This is a genomic window from Lelliottia sp. JS-SCA-14 (assembly GCF_035593345.1).
GTDB lineage: Bacteria > Pseudomonadota > Gammaproteobacteria > Enterobacterales > Enterobacteriaceae > Enterobacter > Enterobacter wanjuensis.
Genome location: NZ_CP141606.1, coordinates 995,026 through 1,016,599 on the forward strand (window position 1 = coordinate 995,026; position 21,574 = coordinate 1,016,599).

The window sequence follows — 21,574 nt, forward strand, 5'->3', positions numbered from 1 at the left end:
AGCCTAACATGGGGGCAGAAGCCCCGGAATCAGGATGTTGCAGAGTTGTGAACCTGGCTAAGACTTCAGGAGGCTAACACGCACGCCTGGCCCTGAATCATCACCCTGACCGACGCCCCTTTCTGCCAGTGCTGCTGGCTCAGGGTTTTGATCTGCAGCGCCGTTGGCCAGTCCGGGGACGTTAAGGTCAGAGTCGAAAGATGGCCGGTAAAATCCACTTCGCAGATCGTCGCCGTTGGCTGCGGGTGATCAGTCGTGATCATCAGCTGTTCCGGGCGCAGCATTATGCGTCGGTCGCCCGTTTGCTGCGGATGACTCACCGGCACATCGCCCAGGCAGCACCGCGCCACGCCGCCGTTCACCTGCGCCGGGAAAATCAACGCGTCACCGAGAAACAGCGCGGTCTCTTCATCTACGGGCCGGGAATAGACCTCCACCGGCGAGCCGACCTGAGTAAAACGTCCGTTGCGGATGACCGCAATCTGGCTGGCAAACGACAGCGCTTCCTGCTGATCGTGCGTCACCAGAATCGTGGCGACACCGGCCTGCTCCAGCAGATCCGCCGTAGCTTTGCGCGTGGCGGCACGCAGGCCGGTATCGAGCGCCGAAAAGGGCTCATCCAGCAGCATCAACGCCGGTTTCTGCGCCAGCGCGCGGGCCAGCGCCACGCGCTGCTGCTGCCCGCCGGAAATCTCATGCGGCCAGTGGGAGGCGAGACGGTTATCGAGAGAGACCAGCGCCATCAGCTCTGCCACGCGCTGGCGATTCTCCTCTTTCGAACCTCTCAGGCCGTAGGCGATGTTGTCGCCCACTTTCATGTGCGGAAACAGCGCTCCTTCCTGCGGCACAAAACCAATGCCTCGCTCATGAGCGGGGATAAAGGTGTTCTGGTCGAAAAGCACCCGATCGCCCAGCACGATCTGCCCGGCATCCGGGGTTTCAAACCCGGCTAGAATACGCAGCAGGGTGGTTTTACCGGAACCCGACGGCCCGACGATCGCCGTTCTGCTTCCGACCTCCACTTTCAGGCTCAGGTCGTCCAGCACGGTGGTCTGGTCAAATTTTTTCGAAATGTTCGATAACTCAATCATCTTACAACCCTGCCAGTTTTTGTGACTGCACGTAGAGAATGCCGGTGAGCGGCAGCGAGATCAGGATCATCAGCAGGGCATAAGGCGCTGCGGCGACATAATCAATTTCACTGGTCAGCGCCCAGAACCCGGTCGACAGCGTGCGGGTGCCGAGGGGAGAGAGCAGCAGCGTGGCGGTGAGTTCATTGCAGACGCCAAGGAAAACCAGCGCGGCCCCGGCAGCAGCGCCGGGCGCGGCAAGGCGCAACGTCACGCTCCACAGGGCGGCGGCGGGCGTTTTGCCTAAGCTGCGGGCCACGTTTTCCAGCTCAACGGGGGCCTGAGCGATGCCTGCGCGCAGGTTAATCAGCGCCCGTGGGGCGAACATCAGCAGGTACGCCAGGAACAGTGTGATTTCGGTCTGGTAGATGGGGCGCGCGTAATGGATGGTCACCGTGACCAGCGCCAGCGCCACCACGATGCCGGGCAGCGAACTGGTGAAATAGTTACAGCCTTCCAGCATGCGGAACAGCGGGCGAGGGTGACGCACCGAGAGCCACGCAATGGGCACGCTGGCAAGCAGCGTTAATGCCGCGCCGCTGGCGGCGAGGACCAGCGTTTGCTGGAGCGACATCCACAGATTGGCCTGATTCCAGTTCTCAATGCCGCCCAGCCACAGCCAGCGGCTGAGTACCGCCAGGGGCACCACAAAGGCCAGCAGGATCACCGCGAGGGCAAAGAGTTGCCCGAGGATCTGGAAGAGGGCATTCAGCGGCGAGCGTTTTTGTTCGCGAGGCGCACCGGCCCCGACGCGCGCATAGCGTGCCTTTCCGCGCGTGGCCCCTTCCAGCGTCAGGATCGCGAGACAGCACAGGGCCAGCACGCCCGCCAGCATATTGGCCGCCGGGCCGCTGAACGTCGACTGGAACTGGTCGTAAATGGCGGTGGTAAAGGTGTCGAAGCGGATCATGGCATACAGCCCGTACTCCGCCAGAAGATGCAGCGCGACCAGCAGCGCGCCGCCCCACACCGGCAGCCGGAGCTGCGGCAGGACAATGCGCAAAAAGACGCGCAGCGGCGGCGTGCCTAATGAGGCCGCCACATCTTCGAGCGTCGGGTCCAGACGGCGCAGCACGGCGGCGACCGGAAGATAAATAAAGGGGTAATAGGCGAGCACCGACAGAAAAACGCCCGCGCTCAAACCGTGAATCGAGGGCACGGCGCTCACCCAGGCATAGCTTTGCACGAACGCCGGAATAGCGAGCGGTGCAACCGCCAGCATCGACCAGAGCCGACGGCCCGCGAGGGTGGTTCGTTCAGTCAGCCAGGCGAGCATCACCCCCACAAACACGCACAGGGGCACGGTCACCAGGACTAATAGCAGCGTGTTGCTGAGGAGCTCAGCAACACGCGGACGAAAGATGAGTGCTTTAACGGTTTCCCAGCCCGTGTCAAAACCGATGTAAACGATAAAGGCAGGGGGGATCAGCGACAGCAGCGAAAACACCACGGCCATTATCACCATCACGGGCGCGGGACGGTGCGGTGACACCGGCCGCGGCGCGATCGATTTTTCGGAAACATTCACAACGGACATTCAGCACTCACCACGTTCGTTACGATTAAAGCAGGCCGGCCTGCGTCATCAGGTCGATCACTTTTTTGCTGTTCAGCGATGACGCCTCGACTTTCGGCGCATCCAGATCCTTGAGTGGAACCAGTTTCGGGTTGGACGCGGCATTCACACCCACCGCATATTCGAACGCGTCGTTGGTGCGCAGAGATTCCTGGCCCGCTTTGCCGGTGACCCACTTCATAAAGGCCTGCGCCTGTTCAGGGTGCTTGCTGGACGCCAGGACGCCGCCGCCAGAGATGCTGACGAACGCACCCGGATCCTGATGTTTAAAGTAGTGGAGCTGGGTGTTTTTGCTGTTTTCACCGGTCTTCGCCTGGTCGACAAAACGGTAATAGTGATAGATCACGCCGCCATCAATCTGACCGGCATTCACCGCTTTCATCACCGTGCTGTTGCCTTTGTAGGCCACGAAATTGGTTTTCATCCCTTTCAGCCACTCCAGCGTCGCTTTTTCCCCTTTCAGGGCCAGTACGGCGCTGACGATTGCCTGGAAATCAGCGCCTGACGGAGACGCCGCCCAACGACCTTTCCACTCCGGTTTCGCCAGATCCATCAGCGAATGCGGGAGCTGTGCTTCAGAGAGTTTCGTCGGGTTGTAGACGAACACGGTGCTGCGGGCTGCAATGCCGGTCCAGCGGCCATGCTCCGGGCGGTAAGCCGGGGCGACCTGAGCCAGCGTCGCGGCATCCAGCGGCGCGAATAATTTAGCGTTATCGACCAACACCATCGCCGGGGAGTTTTCGGTCAGGAACACGTCGGCAGGGGACGCGCTGCCTTCCTGTACCAGCTGATTCCCCAGCTCGCTGTCGCCGCCGTTACGCAGCGTCACTTTGATGCCGGTTTCTTTGGTAAAGCCATCCACCCACGCCTGCACCAGGTTCTCATGCTGCGCGTTATACACCACGATACCTTCGTTGTTATCGGCTGCCAGTGCCAGCGGCGACAGCAGCATCGAGGAGGTCATCATCGCGAGGGAGCACAAAGACGATACGCCAAATTTCATAAGTTAATCCTTCATAAAAGTGAGTCATTAGCACCAGAAAGCATAACGAGGCGGATTACAGCACAATTATTATTGGATGATAATGAAAGTTATTATCACTTATAAATAAGACAGCGAAATCGGGGGGAACACCGTTTTTACGGCATAAAACACCAGTTTGCCGAGTGTGGTGGTGGGAAAGATTAAAAAAAACTTAAGAACGGGAAATTATTTTGCCATACCGATCGAATCTCGATGCGAACTGTGTTTTTAATAGACGATTCAGTCATTTATTAACCGAATGTATTTTTTCAGACTCTTAACGGTTTGAGGAGCTGTCAGCCCCCTTAACGGCGAAAGGTGGCGCTGAAATGCCAGATAATCGTTGCAAACACCCTTCCGCAGGGTGCAGATGTAAGTGCCAGTACAACAGAATTAAGCTACAGAATAATGCTGCGCACTCTTTATTCAGAATCACGAGAAAGGTGACCTTCGATAACAATTTGATAACTTTACATCACCTTTATTGCGAGGTTATTCAAACTGAATACTCATCCCTTTGTCATTATGATGGTAAGCCTTCATCCCCTGTCAGGCTTACCCTGCCAAAACTCAACCAGGTAATGACGTAAAATACATACATATTTCAAGCATAAGATTTTTGATATATATATTTTGTGAATATTCCTATTTTTATTATGGGGCAGCGTTATTTGTCTTAGGAATTTTCTTTGTTTGTTTCTTCGGAAGCCTGATTTGACGGCATTCTTCATGAAAATTGAATAGTTCTTTAGCTCCGCTAAAATATTAAAAGCGGTTATGTATCCTTTACCTTGAAATTGATTGCTGGTAAAAAGAAGCTCCAATATTTACGTGAGTGCTCTATCTATATTTATAGATAAATTTATTCAGGAGAAAAATATATCATGGCAGATTCATTTCAATCGGAAATCCCCAAGGCGCGCGTTAATATTCGCTTAGATTTGCACACCGGCGGCGCGCAGAAAAAAGTAGAACTCCCTCTTAAGTTATTGAGTGTAGGCGATTTCAGTAACGGCAAGGCCGAAGGCCCGCTGTCTGAACGCGAAAAAATCAACGTTAATAAGAATAATTTCAACAGCGTACTGTCCGAACTGAATCCCGAAATCAATCTCACCGTAAAAAACACGCTGGCAAGCGATGGTTCAGAAGAAAATATCCGCCTGCAATTCCAGGATATGAAAGATTTTGAACCTGAGCAGGTGGCCCGCCAAATCCCACAGCTGCGTGCGATGCTGGCGATGCGCAATTTGCTGCGTGATTTGAAATCCAACTTGCTGGATAACGTCACTTTCCGGAAAGAACTGGAAAAGATTCTGAAAGACCCTGCCCTTAGCGACGAACTGCGTAATGAGTTAAATGCACTCGCCCCGATCCAGGCTTAATACTGGAAACTATTAACGGAATAATTACGAGTAAAATGCTTATGTCTCTTAATAACGAATCCCAGGCTCACGCTGGCGGCATGACCATGGAAAAAACACTGCCACAGGGCGGTGTATACGCCTCTCTGTTCGAAAAAATCAATTTAACGCCGGTCTCTGAACTCGGTGAACTGGATGGTTTCCAGGACAATAATGTGATGGCGGAAACCTCTGCCGACGCGCGCGTGACCGCGGCGGTGCAGGTCTTCATGCAGTGCCTGAAAAAATCCGGTCAGACCGTCGAAAAACTGGATAAAACCCTGCTCGACCACCACATCGCCGAGCTCGATTTCCAGATCAGCCGTCAGCTCGATGAAGTGATGCACAACGACGAGTTCCAGAAAATCGAATCCGTCTGGCGCGGTCTGAAACACCTGGTCGATAAAACCGACTTCCGTCAGAACGTGAAACTGGAAATTCTGGATCTCTCCAAAGACGAACTGCGTCAGGATTTCGAAGACTCCCCGGAAATCATCCAGAGCGGCCTGTACAAGCAGACCTATATCGCAGAATACGACACCCCGGGCGGCGAGCCGATTGGCGCGGTGATTTCTGCGTATGAATTCGATGCCAGCCCGCAGGACGTGGCGCTGATGCGCAACCTGTCCAAAGTCTCTGCCGCGGCGCACATGCCGTTTATCGGCTCCGCTGGCCCGAAATTCTTCCTCAAAGATTCGATGGAAGAAGTGGCCGCCATCAAAGATATCGGCAACTACTTCGATCGTGCTGAGTACATCAAGTGGAAATCCTTCCGCGAGACCGATGACTCCCGCTATATCGGCCTGGTGATGCCGCGCGTGCTGGGCCGTCTGCCGTATGGTCCGGATACCGTTCCTGTGCGCAGCTTCAACTACGTCGAAGAAGTGAAAGGCCCGGATCACGATAAATACCTGTGGACTAACGCCTCGTTTGCCTTCGCCGCCAACATGGTGAAAAGCTTCATCAACAACGGCTGGTGCGTGCAGATCCGCGGCCCGCAGGCCGGTGGCGCAGTGAAAGACCTGCCGATCCACCTGTACGACCTCGGTACCGGCAACCAGGTGAAAATTCCGTCAGAAGTGATGATCCCGGAAACCCGCGAATTTGAATTCGCCAACCTCGGCTTCATCCCGCTGTCGTACTACAAAAACCGCGACTACGCGTGCTTCTTCTCGGCGAACTCCACCCAGAAACCTGCGCTGTATGACACGGCGGATGCGACGGCTAACAGCCGCATCAACGCCCGTCTGCCGTACATCTTCCTCCTGTCCCGTATCGCGCACTACCTGAAGCTGATTCAGCGCGAAAACATCGGTACCACCAAAGACCGTCGTCTGCTGGAGCTGGAGCTGAACACCTGGGTACGTGGTCTGGTCACTGAAATGACCGATCCGGGCGATGAGCTGCAGGCGTCTCACCCGCTGCGCGACGCGAAAGTGCTGGTGGAAGATATCGAAGACAACCCGGGCTTCTTCCGCGTGAAACTGTACGCCGTACCGCACTTCCAGGTGGAAGGAATGGACGTCAACCTGTCGCTGGTCTCGCAGATGCCGAAGGCAAAAGCGTAATCAGGAGACGGAATGAAAATTTATCGTCCGTTATGGACTGACGGGGCCTTTCTGGCCCCGCAACAGTTCCAGCAACAGTCCCGTTGGGATGCATACGTAGCGGAAAATGTGGCCCGAATGGGAATTGCTCATCCGTGGGGAGTGCTGGCGGCAGAATTTGATGATGCTGCCCTGGCGCTCTCACGGCTGAACGCCGTTCGCATCGTGGCCCGCTTTCCGGACGGCACGATCGTCGATTCCGACTGTGCGGACAACCTGCCGCCAGTCTGCGACCTGTCAACGGCTGCAGACCGCGATTCTGTTGAAGTCTTACTGGCTCTGCCGCTGCTGAGTGCCAATGGCGGCAATCTGGATGACGGTCAGGACAGCGAGCGCCCGCGCAGATGGAAATCTGAGCGGGTTAACGTGCAGGAGCTGGCGGGCCACGAAAGCGGTGAGCTGGCTGTGCTTCGTCAGGCGATGACACTCCGGTTATCCACCCAGGAAAATACCGCTTACCTGACCTGTCCGGTAACGCGCCTGGTGCGTAATGCTCAGGGCCAGTGGAGCCGCGATCCGTCGTTCATGCCACCGCTGCTGTCCTTATCAGCAAGCCCGGTACTGGTGACTGAGTTCGGCGATCTGCTGATCCGTCTGCAGGCTCGCCGTCGGCGTCTGATGGCTATGCGTCGCGAGAGCAATGAGCGAATGGCGGATTTTGCCGTCGCCGACGTCTCACTGTTCTGGTTACTCAATGCCCTGAATAGCGCAGAGCCGGTCCTGGCTGAACTGTTACAGTCGCCTTCCCGCCACCCGGAGCTGCTGTACCGGGAGCTGGTCCGCCTGGCAGGTAGCCTGCTGACCTTCTCACTTGAGCATGATGCCGGAGATATCCCGGCTTACCAGCATGATGCGCCAGAGCAGGTTTTCCCACCGCTGTTGACGTTGCTCGACAAGCTGCTGGAAGCCAGCCTGCCGTCGCGGGTGATCAGCATTCAGCTGGAACATATCGATCAGATCTGGAGAGGCTCTCTGCACGATGCCCGTCTTCGTGAAGGGGCGGATTTCTATCTGTCGGTTCGCTCATCGATGCCGAATCATGAGCTGCAGACCAAATTCCCGCTGTTGTGTAAAGCGGGCAGTCTCGACGACGTCTCCGATGTGGTGAACGTGGCCCTGAGCGGGATGGTGATCAAACCGCTCAGTCACGTTCCGGCGGCGATTCCGTTGCGTCTGGAAAACCAGTATTTCTCACTGGATCTGAGTACCGATGCCGCGCGGGCCATGCTGGAAGCGGGTAGCTGTACGTTCTATACCCCAGGTTCACTCGGTGATGTGAAACTCGAACTCTTTGCGGTGCTGCGCACATGAAGACATCCGATCTTAGCCAAATCGAACACATCTTTTACCCTGGCTGGCTGATGGTCAGTCAGCTACGGGGCGGACAGGACGTTCGCGAAGGTGAAAAACTGTATCGGCATGCCTGTCGTCTGGTTCAGGACGCCCGCGCGGCTCTGACCGAGGCGGGTTACAGCGATATCAGTCGTGACCACATGGTGTATGCCCTGTGTGCCTTGCTCGATGAAAGCGTACTTAACCGCGGTAAGACCGATGATGGCTATCTGGCCTGGCGAAAAGACCCGTTACAGGCGCGCTTTTTTGGCACGCTGAATGCGGGCGAGGAGTTGTGGGAACGTATCCGGAACCTGCTTAAGGAAACCGCGCCGGATCAGGCGGTACTGCTGTGCCTGTATCGCACGCTCCAGCTCGGTTTTGTCGGGCAATATCGTGCGCAGGATGACGAACGTCGCGAGGATGTTATCCGGGCGCTGAGTGAACGGGTTCCGCCGTTTACCCTTGCGCAGGATGCACCGATTGTCGCCCGGGCATCACGCCTGCGCAGCGGTCGTCGCTGGTACTGGCTTTCCTGGGTTACCGGTGCCGTGGTGCTGGTGGCGCTCTGGTTTTTCCTTTCCTCCACCCTGTCAGGGATGGTGGCTCAGATTGGCAGCATGGGGTAGATGATGCGTGACGTTTACCGGAGCCTGCTGACCACCCTGAGTGGGATTTTGTGTCTGTGGCTGATCCTGGGATTCTGGCCGCTCTCGGTGGGAAGCCGGATAACGCTCAGCCTTCTGGTTCTGCTGGTTTGTGGCGCGCTGCTATGGCGACAGCGAACCCTGTCACTCAGTCGCGAGGAGGCGCTCAGGGATATTCAGGATGACAGCCTGCCGCCGGAAGATTTTCAGGGGGCAGTTGTACTTGCCTGCGGAGACAACGCCGCGCTGTTTGCGACGGAAAATCGTCATCGGGAAACCCGTCAGGGCTGGTATCTACGGGTTAAAGATGCTGAGCAACTGCCGTTGCTGGTCCAGCATCTGAGCCTGGTTCGTCCGGCGCTGGTGTCCCAGATTTCGGTATTACTGGCCATTCTGCCGGAAAGCCATCTTTCTGCCGATGCGTTTGCGCAGCAGCTACGGGGCTGGCAGCGGGCGGTGGTGCAGTGTCGCAGCACACTGGGCAGTCTGCCTCCTCTGTGGACGGTCAGCTGGGTTTCACCGCCAGCGGCAAGTGCGGATCCTGAGCCGGTCTGGTTTACCACCGTCAGCACTCGCTCGGGTATTCAGGTTCATCAGCCCGGTCAGGGAAATTTATCTTTAAGCGAATGGACCCGGGAAACGGATGCCGCAGGACGTCTGTCACGACTGAGCCAGGCCCTGTGGCTTGACAGTTTTCTGGCGTGGCAGGCCAGCGCGGTAGACAGTTTGCTGTCAGTCCGTCAGAGCGAGCTTCCGGTCATGAAACCCTGTGCTCAGGGGATCTGCATGCTGCCGGTCAGCGGTGCCGAGGGCAATCTCTGGCAACAGCATATTGCCGCGATTACCGCGCTGGAGCCTGAACAATCCCGGTCTGAGGGTGAACCTTTACCGTTGCCCGAACTGCTGCTGTCAGCACTTCCCCGACATAGGGGGATCAGTCGCAGGATGGTGTTCTGGCGTCATATTGGGCTTATTGGCGGCGTTTTCCTTGTGCTCGCCATGCTGGCCTCGTTTATCAATAACCAGCGGTTGATCCAGAGCGTTGGTGACCATCTGGCGCTGTATCACTCCCTTAAGGGCGAGCCTTACCAGCCGAAACTCAGGGCGCAGCAGCGCCTGCGGGCTGATGGTGCCTTGCTGGATGACTGGCTGCGCCGTGGGGAACCCGTTCGCTATCGCCTGGGCCTGTATCAGGGATTGCGCCTGATCCCGCCTGTGGAAGCGGCGCTCAGCGACTGGGCACCACCGCCACCACCGCCTCCGGTGATCAAGAAAATCGTTCAGGGGCCAAAGACTGTCCGCCTCGACAGCATGTCCCTGTTCGATTCCGGCAAATACGACCTCAAACCCGGCTCCACCAAACTGCTGGTGAACTCCCTGGTGGGCATAAAAGCCAAACCGGGCTGGCTGATCGTGGTCGCCGGGCATACGGATAACACCGGCAACCCAGGACTAAACCAGACGCTCTCTCAGAAACGTGCCGAAGCGGTGCGCGACTGGATGCGTGACACCGGTGACGTCCCTGAGAGCTGTTTTGCAGTTCAGGGCTATGGCGAAAGCCGCCCCATCGCAACCAATGACACGCCGGAAGGCCGCGCGCTCAACCGTCGTGTCGAAATCAGTCTGGTACCTCAGGCCAACGCCTGTCAGATACCGGGCAAACCCCAGACGCCATCGCAGGATGATGACGTCGTCCAAAACAAAATGGAGAAGTAAAAATGGCAATTCCAGTTTATCTGTGGCTGAAAGATGACGGCGGTGCAGACATCAAAGGTTCTGTCGATGTGAAGGACCGCGAAGGCAGCATCGAAGTGGTTGCACAGGATCACTGCCTGTACATCCCAACCGATAACAACACCGGCAAACTGACCGGTACGCGTATCCACACGCCGTTCCTGTTCACCAAGGAAATCGACTCCTCCAGCCCGTATCTGTACAAGGCGGTGACCACCGGTCAGACCCTGAAATCGGCTGAGTTCAAGTGGTACAAAATCAACGACGCGGGCCAGGAAGTTGAGTATTTCAACACCAAACTGGAAAACGTGAAGCTGGTGAAAGTTGCACCAAAAATGCACGACATCAAAGATCCTGCGATGGAAAAACATAACCATCTGGAAATGATCGAACTGCGTTACGAAAAAATCACCTGGACCTACAAAGACGGCAACATCATTCATTCCGATTCCTGGAACGAACGTACTACCGCGTAGTAAGTCCTTTGCGGGCAGGGTTTCCTGTCCGCAGTTTTTTGCTGAGCGCCTGTTCGCGGACGTTCAGCAAAAATCACAATCCGCCTCCCTGACCTCATGCGCTTTGGTTCACAGCGAAGGGCGGTAGCGTGCCCGGAAAAAAGAAGAGAGAAAAAATGGAAAACTCAGCCGTCCTGTTACGTCGCCTTAACCCTTACTGCGCCCGCGCGCTGGAAGGTGCCGCTTCCCTGTGCCAGACCCGCGCTCACGCCGAAATCCTGCCCGAACACTGGCTGCTGAAACTGCTGGAGCAGGGCGAGGGCGACCTCACGGTACTGGCGCGCCGCTACGAATGGGATATGGACGGCATGTGGCAGGCGCTGCTGGGCTGGCTGGATCAGCTTCCGCGCTCGGTGCGCAGCCGCCCGACGCTCTCTGACTCTCTCAACACGCTGCTGAAACAGGCCTGGATGGCCGCCTCTTTGCAGGGAGAAGAGCAGATCCGCAGCCAGCACCTGCTGATCGCCCTGACGGAAAGCCCGAAACTCATCCGCTGCGATGGCCTGTGGCCGCTGCTGACCCTCGGCCAGAGCCAGCTCGAACGCCTGCGTCCGCTGCTGGACGCCCAGTCTGACGAACGTGCGGAAGTGCAGCAGGAAGAAGAGCTGGCGCAGACGCACGGTGGTGAAGTGGAGTTTGTCGGGCGTCCGGTGGGCGCGGAAGTGAAAGAGGGCGAACTGTCGCCTGCGCTCCAGAATGCGCTGGATAAGTTCACCCTCGATGTCACCGCCAAAGCGAAAGAGGGCAAAATCGACCCGGTGTTTGGCCGCGAGACGGAAATCCGTCAGATGGTGGACATCCTCTCCCGCCGTCGTAAAAACAACCCGATCCTGGTCGGTGAGCCGGGCGTGGGTAAAACCGCGCTGGTGGAAGGGCTGGCGCTGCGTATTGCCGAAGGGAACGTCCCGGAATCGCTCAAACCGGTCATTCTGCGCACCCTCGACCTCGGTCTGCTGCAGGCGGGCGCGGGCGTGAAAGGTGAATTCGAACAGCGCCTGAAAAACGTCATCGACGCCGTGCAGCAGTCACCGGTTCCTATCCTGCTGTTCATCGACGAAGCCCACACCATCATCGGCGCAGGCAACCAGGCGGGTGGCGCGGATGCCGCTAACCTGCTGAAACCAGCATTAGCGCGCGGCGAACTGCGTACCATCGCGGCCACCACCTGGTCTGAGTACAAGCAGTATTTCGAACGCGACGCCGCGCTGGAGCGTCGCTTCCAGATGGTAAAAGTCGACGAGCCGGACGACGACACCGCCTGCCTGATGCTCAGAGGCCTCAAATCCCGCTACGCCGAACACCACAACGTCCACATCCATGACGACGCGGTGCGCGCGGCGGTGACGCTCTCCCGTCGCTACCTGACGGGTCGCCAACTGCCGGACAAAGCCGTCGATCTGCTCGACACCGCCGCCGCCCGCGTGCGCATGAGTCTCGACACCGTGCCGGAGCCGCTGACCCGCATCCGCGCGCAGCTCACCTCGCTGGCGATGGAGAAACAGGCGCTGCTGGAAGACCTGGCGGTGGGGCACTCCACGCACGGCGAGCGTCTGGCGGCGATAGAAGCCGAAGAGGTGAGTCTGATTGTCGAACTGGACGAACTGGAAACCCAGTACGGCCAGGAGCTGAAACTCACCGAACAACTGCTGGAGACCCGCCAGGACATCTCCCGCCAGAGCGAAACCCACGCCCTGCAACAGGCGCTGAACGGGATGCAGCACACCAACCCGCTGATCGCCGTGGACGTTGATGTGCGCACCGTCGCCACCGTCATCGCCGACTGGACCGGCGTGCCGCTCTCCTCCCTGATGAAAGATGAGCAGACCGAACTCCTGAGTCTGGAAAATGAAATCGGCAAACGCGTGGTCGGCCAGGACGTGGCGCTGACCGCTATCGCCCAGCGCCTACGCGCCTCCAAAACCGGGCTGACATCGGAGAATGGCCCGCAGGGCGTGTTCCTGCTGGTCGGCCCGAGCGGCACCGGCAAAACCGAAACCGCCCTGACGCTGGCGGACGTGATGTACGGCGGGGAAAAATCCCTCATCACCATCAACCTCTCCGAGTACCAGGAGCCGCACACGGTTTCCCAGCTGAAAGGCTCGCCTCCGGGCTACGTCGGCTACGGCCAGGGCGGCATTCTGACCGAAGCCGTGCGCAAACGTCCGTACAGCGTGGTCCTGCTCGATGAAGTGGAAAAAGCCCACCGCGACGTGATGAACCTGTTCTACCAGGTCTTCGACCGCGGCTTTATGCGCGACGGCGAAGGACGCGAGATCGACTTCCGCAACACGGTTATTCTGATGACCTCCAACCTAGGCAGCGATCACCTGATGCAGCTCCTGGACGAACAGCCGGACGCCACCGAAGCGGATCTGCACGAGCTGCTGCGCCCGATCCTGCGCGATCACTTCCAGCCCGCGCTGCTGGCCCGCTTCCAGACGGTGATCTATCGTCCGCTGGCAGAGACCGCGATGCGCACCATCGTCGAGATGAAACTCAGTCAGGTGAGTAAGCGTCTGCATCGTCACTATGGACTGACCACGCATATCGAGTCGAGTTTGTTCGATGCGCTTACTTCTGCTTGTCTGCTGCCGGATACCGGGGCGCGTAACGTCGACAGCCTGCTGAATCAGCAGATTTTGCCGGTGCTGAGCCAGCAGCTGCTGAGCCATATGGCGGCGAAGCAGAAGCCGGCTTCGCTGACGATGGGGTGGAGTGAGGAAGAGGGGATTGAGCTGGGGTTTGATGATTGCTAACGGAGGTTTGTGATGTCTGATACCTTAAAGGAGGGTGGCGTCAGGCCACTCACTGCTGGTGAAATACAATTGGCACAATCTGTTTTTTTATTCACGATTGATTATTCAACAGTAAAGATACATAAGGACAGTTATCTGCCTTTTAATTTGCAGGATAAACATACGGCTATGACTCCGAATGGTGAAATTTATTTTCGGAATGAATACCGAGATGATTTTTCGCAGACGACAGATGATTTTCAGCATCTGTTTATCCACGAAATGAGTCACGTATGGCAACGGGCGAGAGGGATGAACGTTATAGGCCGGGGATTAGTGAGTTGGATGGTTAGCTATCGCTATACGCTCGATGGCCGTTTATTAAGTGAGTATCCCATGGAGCAACAGGCACAAATTATTGCAGATAATTTTATCCTGCAATATTTCGGCTATCCGGAATGGAATCGCCTTGAAACCCAAAAAAATCCTGAAATTACACTTGATGGTGATATTTCAGAACCAGTAATACGTAAACAATACAAAAATGCATTGCGGGGGTTTCCATGGTGAAGGTGACTGATTTCCTGATCTTACGATCTATGCTTTTAACGAGTTTTAGCCTGCTAATTTTGACTGGATGTCCTGGGCCAGGTGACAGGATGCAGTTTGATGAGACTGCAGTGGTTATGCAGCAGAGTGAAAGTGTATGTTTTAACGTCAATGATTCACAGGATTATCAACCTGCTGACATGGGCATCAATCCGCGAGGGATACCCTCAAAGGAGAAAAAATTTGATTTTTCTCCAGACCTCAAAGTTTCTGACGGTAAATTATGTATTCCTCCTTCTTATTATCACTTTCCGGATAATGGACAATTTATTGTTGAGTACGTTTTAAAATCAAATAAAAATGAAGATATAACTAGAAGTGTTGTGGTTATTCTGGGGATTAAAAATGGACATATCTTCAACTTAACTCCCACAGAAAAAGAAATATCGCTACCTTATTGCCGGTATGCTGAGGAATCTGCTTCAGGCCATTACATTACTGGAGCTTGCCAGCAATAGAATTGACGGTGCTTAAGAAAGTTAATGGAATTCAGTGAATATAATTACCTTATTCATTTTCCTTTTCCAATAAAACCTGACATCTGCTTGTTGGCCGATGGTCATGGACAACAAGGTTTTCCCTATGGAGCCAATATCATGAGTCTGACAGATACTCTGCAAAAGGCGGTGTCAGCCGTTACCGGAAGCATCCTTAACCGTTACCGACTGGATATTCCATCCTGCCCGTCGGCACTGGATGTGGAAAATTTCAGCGGTAAGGAGTACATGAGTGAGCTGTATTACTACACCATCCGGTTCTCCAGCCGCGACATGGATATCAATTCTGCGCAGCTCATGAGCAAACCGGCGACGTTGACCATGGGGACCGGGCCGCTAGAGGCGATGAGTGGGCTGAAGGTAGTCCACGGCGTGGTAACACACTTCCGGCGCATCAGCGGCTCAGCGGACCAGACCACCTACCAGATTACCATTGAGCCGTTTCTGGCTCTGCTGGAGAAGCAGTTCCGCACGCACCGTTTCTTTGTCAACAAGTCGGTCCCGGAAGTGGTGACGCAGGTGCTGCAGGACCACGGTCTTAAAGACTGGGAATACGAATTTAATCTGAAGGCATCGTATCCGAAACGCGCTCAGATTAACCAGTATCAGGAAAATGACCTCGCGTTTATCGAGCGCCTGCTTTCCGAAGTCGGCATTTTCTACTTCTTCACCCTGCAAAAAGACACACAGACGGAAGTGGTACATTTCGCTGACAAGCAGAGTGCCTGGGAGTTTGGTAAAACGTTGCCCCTGAACAGCCCATCCGAAGCGAATGATAATGGTGCTGATTCTGTCTGGGATGTTCATGTCTGGCACAACGTGGTCGAGAGTTCTGTTACAGCAAATGACTATAACCATCGGGAAGCACAAAAAGTCCTGACTTCGGCTCCGGCGGATATGACCCGAGGAGAGGGCGAAGGTATTACTTATGGTGAGGTTTACCATTATCGTCCACGCCATCTGGAAAGTGGCGATAAGTTTGATCCGACAGCGGAGACCGGAAACTTCTGGGCGCGTCTGGAGCATGAGCGATTCCTGTCCACTCAGACAACGGTGACCGGTAGCAGTACGGACTCAACGCTGAGCCCGGCGCAGGTTCTGACTATTACAGAGACAGTCATTCCTCCAACCCTGCCAGCGGCCACTGAAAATGGTCTGGTTATCCTGAGCGCAGGTTTTACTGCAAGCCGCAAGAATGCGCTGAGAGTAGAATGGACCGCCATGCCCTACAGCGAAACCCGCTGCTGGCGTCCACCAGCGAAAAAGCGCCCGGTAGTCAGCGGTACGTTGATGGCGCGCGTCACCAGCGCAAAAGATAACGACATCTACGCCTGGCAGGATGAGGCGGGTCTTTACCGGGTGAAATTTGATGCCGACCGTGACGACAAAACCCAGGGCCAGGAAAGCATGCCGGTGCGCCTCGCCAAACCATACGGCGGGGATGTTTACGGCATTCACTTCCCGCTGATTCAGGGCACAGAAGTCGCGATTGCCTTCCACGACGGTGACCCGGACCGGCCTTACATCGCCCATGCGCTGCATGATTCCCGCCACGTGGACCACGTGACGGAAAAGAACAATACGCGCAACGTTATTCGTACCCCAGCCCTGAATAAAATTCGCCTGGAAGATAAGCGCGGCGAGGAGCATATCAAGCTCAGTACGGAATATGGCGGTAAGACCCAGCTTAATTTAGGGCACAACGTGGATGCGTCCAGGTCGCTGCGTGGTGAAGGGTTTGAGCTGCGTACGGATAAGTGGGGGGGGATTCGCGCGGGTAAAGGAATCTTCATCAGTGCTGATGCTCAGTCGAAAGCCGAAGGACAGATACTTGATATGGCTGCTGCAAGGTCTTTGCTTTCCCAGGCACTCAGTCAAATGGAGTCACTTTCTCAATCCGCCGCGCTGGCAAAGGCTCAACTTCTGGAATATGAGCAGCAGCAGCAATTGATGGAAGAGAAATTATTGGAATTGAAAGAAGCTGTATTACTGGCAAGTGCTCCTGAAGGGATTGCATTAGCAAGTGGTGGGCACTTTCAAGTTGCGGCTAGCGACAATATATTTTTGACCGCTGGCCAAAGTGCTGAAATTGGAGCTAAGAATCATATTTCATTGGCCGCATCTAAGAAAATATCCTTATTTACAGAAAGTGAAGGGATAGAAACTATTGCTGCAAAGGGAGATCTTATCACTCAAGCGCAATCTGGAAACATTGAAACTATTGCTAAACAGAATATTTCACTGACGAGTGCTACGGAAAATATTACGTTAACAGCGGGTAAAACATTGACGCTCGCTTGTGCGGGTGGTGCCTATATACGTCTTTCGGGAGGTAATATTGAATTAGGCTGCCCAGGTGATATTACAATGAAACAAAGTAAATTACTCTACAGCGGACCAGCATCTTTGCAGTCGAACATTCCTGAGTTGCCGGAAAGTGGCCCCCAGTCAATGAAGTTCATGTTATTGGATGCACTTGGTAATGCTGCACCATCTGCAATGAAAGTAAGCCTTTTCGACAAGACCACAAAAGAAAAAATATGGGGTTCGGTTTTCAGTGACGGGGAGTCTGGGTGTTTTGGCCATCCAGAAAGCAAAGACTTTTACGCGGTCATTGGTGATGATAAATGGACCAGCATTTTTTCTGACGATGAAAATACGGACAGTGAAGAAGAAATTGATGAAGAGTATTTCGGTGAGCACGGACCACAGTATGATGGCAATGATGGGGAACAATAATGGAAAAATATACCGTTCAGACTGGTGATAGTCTTTGGAAGATAAGTCGGAAATTTAACATTAATATCCATGAGTTGGCTAGTATTAATAGGCTAAATACAAAAGCGGAACAGCACATTATCCATCCAGGACAAGTGTTGAATTTACCGACAAAAGATAAACCCTATGATACGCAACTGGATTTGAAATTATATGATCTTGCCTGGCGACCACTTAAAAGCGCAAAGGTCAGGCTTATGTTTGATAGTAAAACGCATGGTTATGTTACAGATGGTACAGGTTCTGTAGCGGGTTTACTTATTGAGGATAGCTCAAAGGGCATAAAGGTAGAACTGCAACATTTAAATCAGAAAGATTATATCGTTATTGCCAATCATGAAAAACTCCCACTTGGCAAGAAAACACTGAAAATTTCGTCCAGGGAAATGATCGTAAAAGGTAGTACCAGTGCTGAAAAAGGAACTCAGCAATCAACAAAACAGCAGGAAAAAGAAAAGGCAAAGCAGGGAAGCAAGGAGTCCTCTAAGAGTGGTGCAGACAAAAATACAAAAGAAAAAACCCAACCAGAAATAAATAAAACAACTCGGACAGAAGGAGGTGCTCCTACTAGTGTAAGTAATATTGGTAATGTTAGTGAAGGATTGCGCCTCCCGCCAGAAGCTGAACAGTATCGAGATTATATTATTGATACAGCTAAGAAATATGGTTTTCAGCCTGAAGGGCTTGCGGCACTTATTTATGCGGAGTCGAGGTGGAAAGCCAGCGCTAGTAACGCTTCGGGATCTGGTGCTGTTGGATTGGGGCAATTTAAACCTAATACTTGGCTAGCAATGTGTACCGACCCTCAGTCAAAAGTCTATCAAATGCTTACAAAAAAATACTCCTACAAGACACTAGAATACACTGGTGGGAAACTCTATGGGGTATTGCCGAGTGATATTAAAGAAGAGGTTTCTCGAAGTGCTGTTTTAGAACTCCGTATAAACCCTGAGTATAATATAGATTTGATTGGTCTTTATGATAAAAGAGGTATTGACAGTATTGCTACAGCTTTACCATCTACATCTACATTAGAACCCGATGAGGTTATTAAGCTAGCATATCTTATTCACCATAATGGTGAAAATGGTGCTTATGATATTATAATGAATGGGGTTCAAGTAGCAGGTAATTATAAAGTATATACAGATGAAGATTTGAATGTTCGACTCAAAAACAATGTTAGCTCAGATGTTTACCATAGGTATCTTTCCATTGATGAACGTGGCAGAACGGCATATGTTGCTTGGTTGATTACGCATTACAATTCAATCATTGTTCCCGATGATTATCGTGTGATACCAAAAAAACAAAAATCAAATTTGAAAGATATACTAAAAAAGCTAAACCCAAATTTTGAAATTAACACTAATTTACCAGAGCCCAATGTAAGATCTACTTCACCTTCGGTTCAACAGCCTGACAATAACGCCCACACTCAAAGCGGTGAGAAATGGCATAATCCAATGGATATCTGCAAAATAAGGACTCATAAGCTCCCCAGTCCTGTTGGAGCAAGTTTTGGGAGTGATGTTCGACATGATTCACAAGGAAGGCCAAAAGCTCATCAAGGTGTTGATATTGAAGCTGCGCCGGGTACTCCTATTTATTCAGTGGCAGATGGACGAGTTGCATTTGTAAAAAACAATGGCGACTATGGAATGCAACTCTGTATTATTGTTCACACTAATGATTTGCCTCAAGAAAAAAATAATCTTTGTCAATACGAAGATGAAAAGTTAAATGTTGTTTACTTTTTTTATGCTCATTTATCTGAAATTAACTCAAATTTATCAGGAAATTCACTAGTGAAATGCGGTGATATTATAGGTAGAACAGGAAGCACGGGGAATGCAAATAACATGACCTCCATCCTACTTGGATCACATTTGCATTTTGAGGTAAGAAAAATAGAACGGACTGGTAGGGGGATTGCTAATCGCATTGACCCTGCGCCATTTATCGATGGTTTTAATTTTCCTTAAGGATTTTGTATATGATTAATGCTATTAAGGTACTGATTTTTTATTTGTTTTCCGTGTTGTTTGTGGGGCGTTTTCTAGTATTTCCTGTTTATGCAGGAATTAATTCAACTCAAACGTTGCAGGAAGCATTCGATAGTGATGAATATAATAAGTATATTGAGTTTAAAAATGGACAAAATAATCTTCCTGACAATGAAAGGGATCGTCAATTAAGAACGAATGAGTACTGGTTGATAAATAAATCACAGGATTTATGGATCGGTGTTTTTGATGGTAAATTTGTTTCCGTGCCGACTGGTGCATATGTTTCAGTCCCTAAGGGGGGGGCCTTTCCTGAAAAAGTTCTCAGGATTAAAAATGGTGGTAAAATATCACAGTTTTTATTGAAAGATAGCAGTGGTAAATATCCTCCTATGTGCGTCAATAGACGTGATGGAGTTTTAAAAGATACTCTCGATTACATGGTTATATACACTGGTTGTGCATATGAAAGCAAGCCAGCTGCTAATCGGTTAACTGTTTTTTATAATATATATTTTTACAGTAAAGAATATGATTCAGTGTTACTACTTGATGAATTTCCTGACTCTTCATTACAAAATAAAAATATTAATTCTTTAAGTAAAGTAATAGAAAAAATGAATGGGTATTATGTTGACTATAGTATTGAAGCTGGATTTAAGTTTCTTGGTAAAGATAAGGTTATACCTGTAGATATTGATACTGGTGAAATTAAGTCAAAAGTGCCTGACATTGATGGGAATGGTAATATCATTAAAGTTAACGGAAAGCCTGTAATGATCGATGATCCAGATGGATTCCAGGCTTCATTTCTCAGCAGAGTTTCAGAAGTAACTCTTACTAATCAATAGCGAGTTATTGTGGGCGAAGTTCTGAACTAGAAGTTAGAATAGGAAAAATTTTATTATGTTGATACATTTCTGTGATTATTGATTTCAGCTATATCAGCTCTGGAAAGCTGCAACTAATACAACTACACTTCGGCTAGGTCATTATCCCCTTCGGGGATAATGCTTACGGTTTAATAAAGAAGGAAACTTTCTTTAGTAATATGGTAATCTGTTTTATCACCTGCGTGCTAATTTTTTATTAATAGTTAAGTCTAACAAATATTGACATTATAAACATGTGAATTGGTGTGTGTGTTTCAATTATTTTTATAGGAAGTATAATGAAATACTCTATTGCATTTCTATTTGTCTTCTCAACTGGCTCAGTAGTTGCAGTAGAGAATAATGCACAACCCTCATACGATAATAGTTTTGAAGCAATATCAAACCAGGATGCGGCAGAAAGATTTCATGATCAGGCCCTTGATAATAAAGCAACGCAAAATAATCTTCCTGATAATGAAAGAGATAAGGATTTATATGATAATGAGTACTGGTTAGTAAATAAATCTCAGGATTTATGGGTGGGGGTTTTTGATGGGAAACAAGTTAAAGTTCCAAAAGGAATTTATCCAGATATAACTTCTGAAACATATCTTCCACAGCAGGTTATTCGAATTAAAAACAATGGCAAACTTTCTCAGTTTGTATTAAAAAGCACAATGCCTGCTAGTTACGGATACCCGCTACATTGTTTGAACAAAGTTGATGTTGTTCTGCTGGATAAGTCAGAATATATGCTATTGAATTCTGGTTGCACTGATGTTGTGCCTGACAAAAATGGACAGAGAACGATTGCATATAATATTTTATTTTATAGCAAAAAATTCGACACGTTAGTTTCTGTAAATGAGTTTGACTCATCCTCTTTAATAGACGGAAAACTATATTCAGGCTATTTAAAAGATAAGAAAGGATACTTTGTTTATGAAGTAAATAATATTGCATTCAGAATTAAAGGTAAAGATCAAGTAGAAGACGTCGACCCCGATACTGGAGTTTCGCTGCATTCAGGAGAAGATGAATCTGAAGATGCAGAAGGTGTCCAGGTTTTACCTCTCGAAAGACTTACTGAGGGTAAGTGATAATAACGT

At 51.7% G+C, this 21,574-nt stretch carries 16 protein-coding genes; 13 read left to right on the forward strand and 3 right to left on the reverse strand.

Annotated features, from left to right (window positions below):
* Window positions 1–65 precede the first annotated feature (65 nt).
* Genes U9O48_RS04640 through U9O48_RS04650 form a run of 3 tightly spaced genes read right to left on the reverse strand, consistent with a single transcriptional unit; the run spans window position 66 to window position 3,709 of the window.
* On the reverse strand, window positions 66–1,091 hold the full coding sequence (locus U9O48_RS04640) for an ABC transporter ATP-binding protein (protein ID WP_324723647.1): 1,026 nt from the start codon (window positions 1,089–1,091) through the stop codon (window positions 66–68).
* A 1-nt stretch (window position 1,092) separates the two neighbouring features.
* Window positions 1,093–2,667, reverse strand: a complete 1,575-nt coding sequence (locus U9O48_RS04645; protein ID WP_324723648.1) for an iron ABC transporter permease — start codon at window positions 2,665–2,667, stop codon at window positions 1,093–1,095.
* A 25-nt stretch (window positions 2,668–2,692) separates the two neighbouring features.
* Window positions 2,693–3,709: an iron ABC transporter substrate-binding protein gene (locus tag U9O48_RS04650; protein WP_324723650.1), complete on the reverse strand. Its 1,017-nt coding sequence runs from the start codon at window positions 3,707–3,709 to the stop codon at window positions 2,693–2,695.
* A gap of 905 nt (window positions 3,710–4,614) precedes the next feature.
* Between U9O48_RS04650 and tssB the strand changes: the two genes are divergently transcribed.
* The 13 genes from tssB to U9O48_RS04715 all read left to right on the forward strand — a co-directional run bounded on the left by tssB (window position 4,615) and on the right by U9O48_RS04715 (window position 21,565).
* A complete protein-coding gene (gene tssB, locus U9O48_RS04655) occupies window positions 4,615–5,112 on the forward strand; it encodes a type VI secretion system contractile sheath small subunit (protein ID WP_285145295.1) in 498 nt (165 codons plus the stop codon).
* 35 nt (window positions 5,113–5,147) lie between these two features.
* The gene (tssC, locus tag U9O48_RS04660) at window positions 5,148–6,698 is read left to right on the forward strand and encodes a type VI secretion system contractile sheath large subunit (protein WP_324723652.1); all 1,551 of its coding nucleotides are present in this window, start codon (window positions 5,148–5,150) and stop codon (window positions 6,696–6,698) included.
* A 12-nt stretch (window positions 6,699–6,710) separates the two neighbouring features.
* Window positions 6,711–8,048: a type VI secretion system baseplate subunit TssK gene (gene tssK, locus U9O48_RS04665; protein WP_285145293.1), complete on the forward strand. Its 1,338-nt coding sequence runs from the start codon at window positions 6,711–6,713 to the stop codon at window positions 8,046–8,048.
* Window positions 8,045–8,698: a type VI secretion system protein TssL, short form gene (gene tssL, locus U9O48_RS04670; RefSeq protein WP_282492728.1), complete on the forward strand. Its 654-nt coding sequence runs from the start codon at window positions 8,045–8,047 to the stop codon at window positions 8,696–8,698. Before tssK ends, tssL begins: the two co-directional genes overlap by 4 nt.
* Window positions 8,699–8,701: 3 nt before the next feature.
* Complete coding sequence (locus U9O48_RS04675; protein ID WP_324724378.1) at window positions 8,702–10,432, forward strand: OmpA family protein; 1,731 nt, start codon at window positions 8,702–8,704, stop codon at window positions 10,430–10,432.
* 2 nt (window positions 10,433–10,434) lie between these two features.
* A complete protein-coding gene (locus U9O48_RS04680; protein WP_282492727.1) occupies window positions 10,435–10,926 on the forward strand; it encodes an Hcp family type VI secretion system effector in 492 nt (163 codons plus the stop codon).
* Between the two features lie 155 nt (window positions 10,927–11,081).
* On the forward strand, window positions 11,082–13,721 hold the full coding sequence (gene tssH / locus U9O48_RS04685; RefSeq protein ID WP_324723655.1) for a type VI secretion system ATPase TssH: 2,640 nt from the start codon (window positions 11,082–11,084) through the stop codon (window positions 13,719–13,721).
* Window positions 13,722–13,733: 12 nt separating this feature from the next.
* On the forward strand, window positions 13,734–14,270 hold the full coding sequence (locus U9O48_RS04690; RefSeq protein ID WP_285149862.1) for an eCIS core domain-containing protein: 537 nt from the start codon (window positions 13,734–13,736) through the stop codon (window positions 14,268–14,270).
* A gap of 29 nt (window positions 14,271–14,299) precedes the next feature.
* Window positions 14,300–14,767: a putative T6SS immunity periplasmic lipoprotein gene (locus tag U9O48_RS04695; protein WP_350318548.1), complete on the forward strand. Its 468-nt coding sequence runs from the start codon at window positions 14,300–14,302 to the stop codon at window positions 14,765–14,767.
* A gap of 138 nt (window positions 14,768–14,905) precedes the next feature.
* Complete coding sequence (locus U9O48_RS04700) at window positions 14,906–17,545, forward strand: type VI secretion system Vgr family protein (protein WP_285149909.1); 2,640 nt, start codon at window positions 14,906–14,908, stop codon at window positions 17,543–17,545.
* Entirely contained in the window at window positions 17,545–19,569 is a 2,025-nt protein-coding gene (locus U9O48_RS04705; protein ID WP_285149864.1) for a peptidoglycan DD-metalloendopeptidase family protein, read from the forward strand. Before U9O48_RS04700 ends, U9O48_RS04705 begins: the two co-directional genes overlap by 1 nt.
* Window positions 19,570–19,580: 11 nt before the next feature.
* On the forward strand, window positions 19,581–20,441 hold the full coding sequence (locus U9O48_RS04710; protein ID WP_285149865.1) for a hypothetical protein: 861 nt from the start codon (window positions 19,581–19,583) through the stop codon (window positions 20,439–20,441).
* Between the two features lie 320 nt (window positions 20,442–20,761).
* Window positions 20,762–21,565 carry a hypothetical protein gene (locus tag U9O48_RS04715; protein ID WP_324723656.1) on the forward strand — a complete coding sequence of 268 codons (804 nt, stop codon included), beginning with the start codon at window positions 20,762–20,764 and terminating at the stop codon, window positions 21,563–21,565.
* Window positions 21,566–21,574: the final 9 nt, after the last annotated feature.

Excerpts from the sequence above, each read along its gene's own strand:
- U9O48_RS04640 (WP_324723647.1), bottom strand. The coding sequence starts at position 1,091 with ATGATTGAGTTATCGAACATTTCGAAAAAATTTGACCAGACCACCGTG.
- U9O48_RS04645 (WP_324723648.1), bottom strand. The coding sequence starts at position 2,667 with ATGTCCGTTGTGAATGTTTCCGAAAAATCGATCGCGCCGCGGCCGGTG.
- U9O48_RS04650 (WP_324723650.1), bottom strand. The coding sequence starts at position 3,709 with ATGAAATTTGGCGTATCGTCTTTGTGCTCCCTCGCGATGATGACCTCC.
- tssB (WP_285145295.1), top strand. The coding sequence starts at position 4,615 with ATGGCAGATTCATTTCAATCGGAAATCCCCAAGGCGCGCGTTAATATT.
- tssC (WP_324723652.1), top strand. The coding sequence starts at position 5,148 with ATGCTTATGTCTCTTAATAACGAATCCCAGGCTCACGCTGGCGGCATG.
- tssK (WP_285145293.1), top strand. The coding sequence starts at position 6,711 with ATGAAAATTTATCGTCCGTTATGGACTGACGGGGCCTTTCTGGCCCCG.
- tssL (WP_282492728.1), top strand. The coding sequence starts at position 8,045 with ATGAAGACATCCGATCTTAGCCAAATCGAACACATCTTTTACCCTGGC.
- U9O48_RS04675 (WP_324724378.1), top strand. The coding sequence starts at position 8,702 with ATGCGTGACGTTTACCGGAGCCTGCTGACCACCCTGAGTGGGATTTTG.
- U9O48_RS04680 (WP_282492727.1), top strand. The coding sequence starts at position 10,435 with ATGGCAATTCCAGTTTATCTGTGGCTGAAAGATGACGGCGGTGCAGAC.
- tssH (WP_324723655.1), top strand. The coding sequence starts at position 11,082 with ATGGAAAACTCAGCCGTCCTGTTACGTCGCCTTAACCCTTACTGCGCC.
- U9O48_RS04690 (WP_285149862.1), top strand. The coding sequence starts at position 13,734 with ATGTCTGATACCTTAAAGGAGGGTGGCGTCAGGCCACTCACTGCTGGT.
- U9O48_RS04695 (WP_350318548.1), top strand. The coding sequence starts at position 14,300 with ATGCTTTTAACGAGTTTTAGCCTGCTAATTTTGACTGGATGTCCTGGG.
- U9O48_RS04700 (WP_285149909.1), top strand. The coding sequence starts at position 14,906 with ATGAGTCTGACAGATACTCTGCAAAAGGCGGTGTCAGCCGTTACCGGA.
- U9O48_RS04705 (WP_285149864.1), top strand. The coding sequence starts at position 17,545 with ATGGAAAAATATACCGTTCAGACTGGTGATAGTCTTTGGAAGATAAGT.
- U9O48_RS04710 (WP_285149865.1), top strand. The coding sequence starts at position 19,581 with ATGATTAATGCTATTAAGGTACTGATTTTTTATTTGTTTTCCGTGTTG.
- U9O48_RS04715 (WP_324723656.1), top strand. The coding sequence starts at position 20,762 with ATGAAATACTCTATTGCATTTCTATTTGTCTTCTCAACTGGCTCAGTA.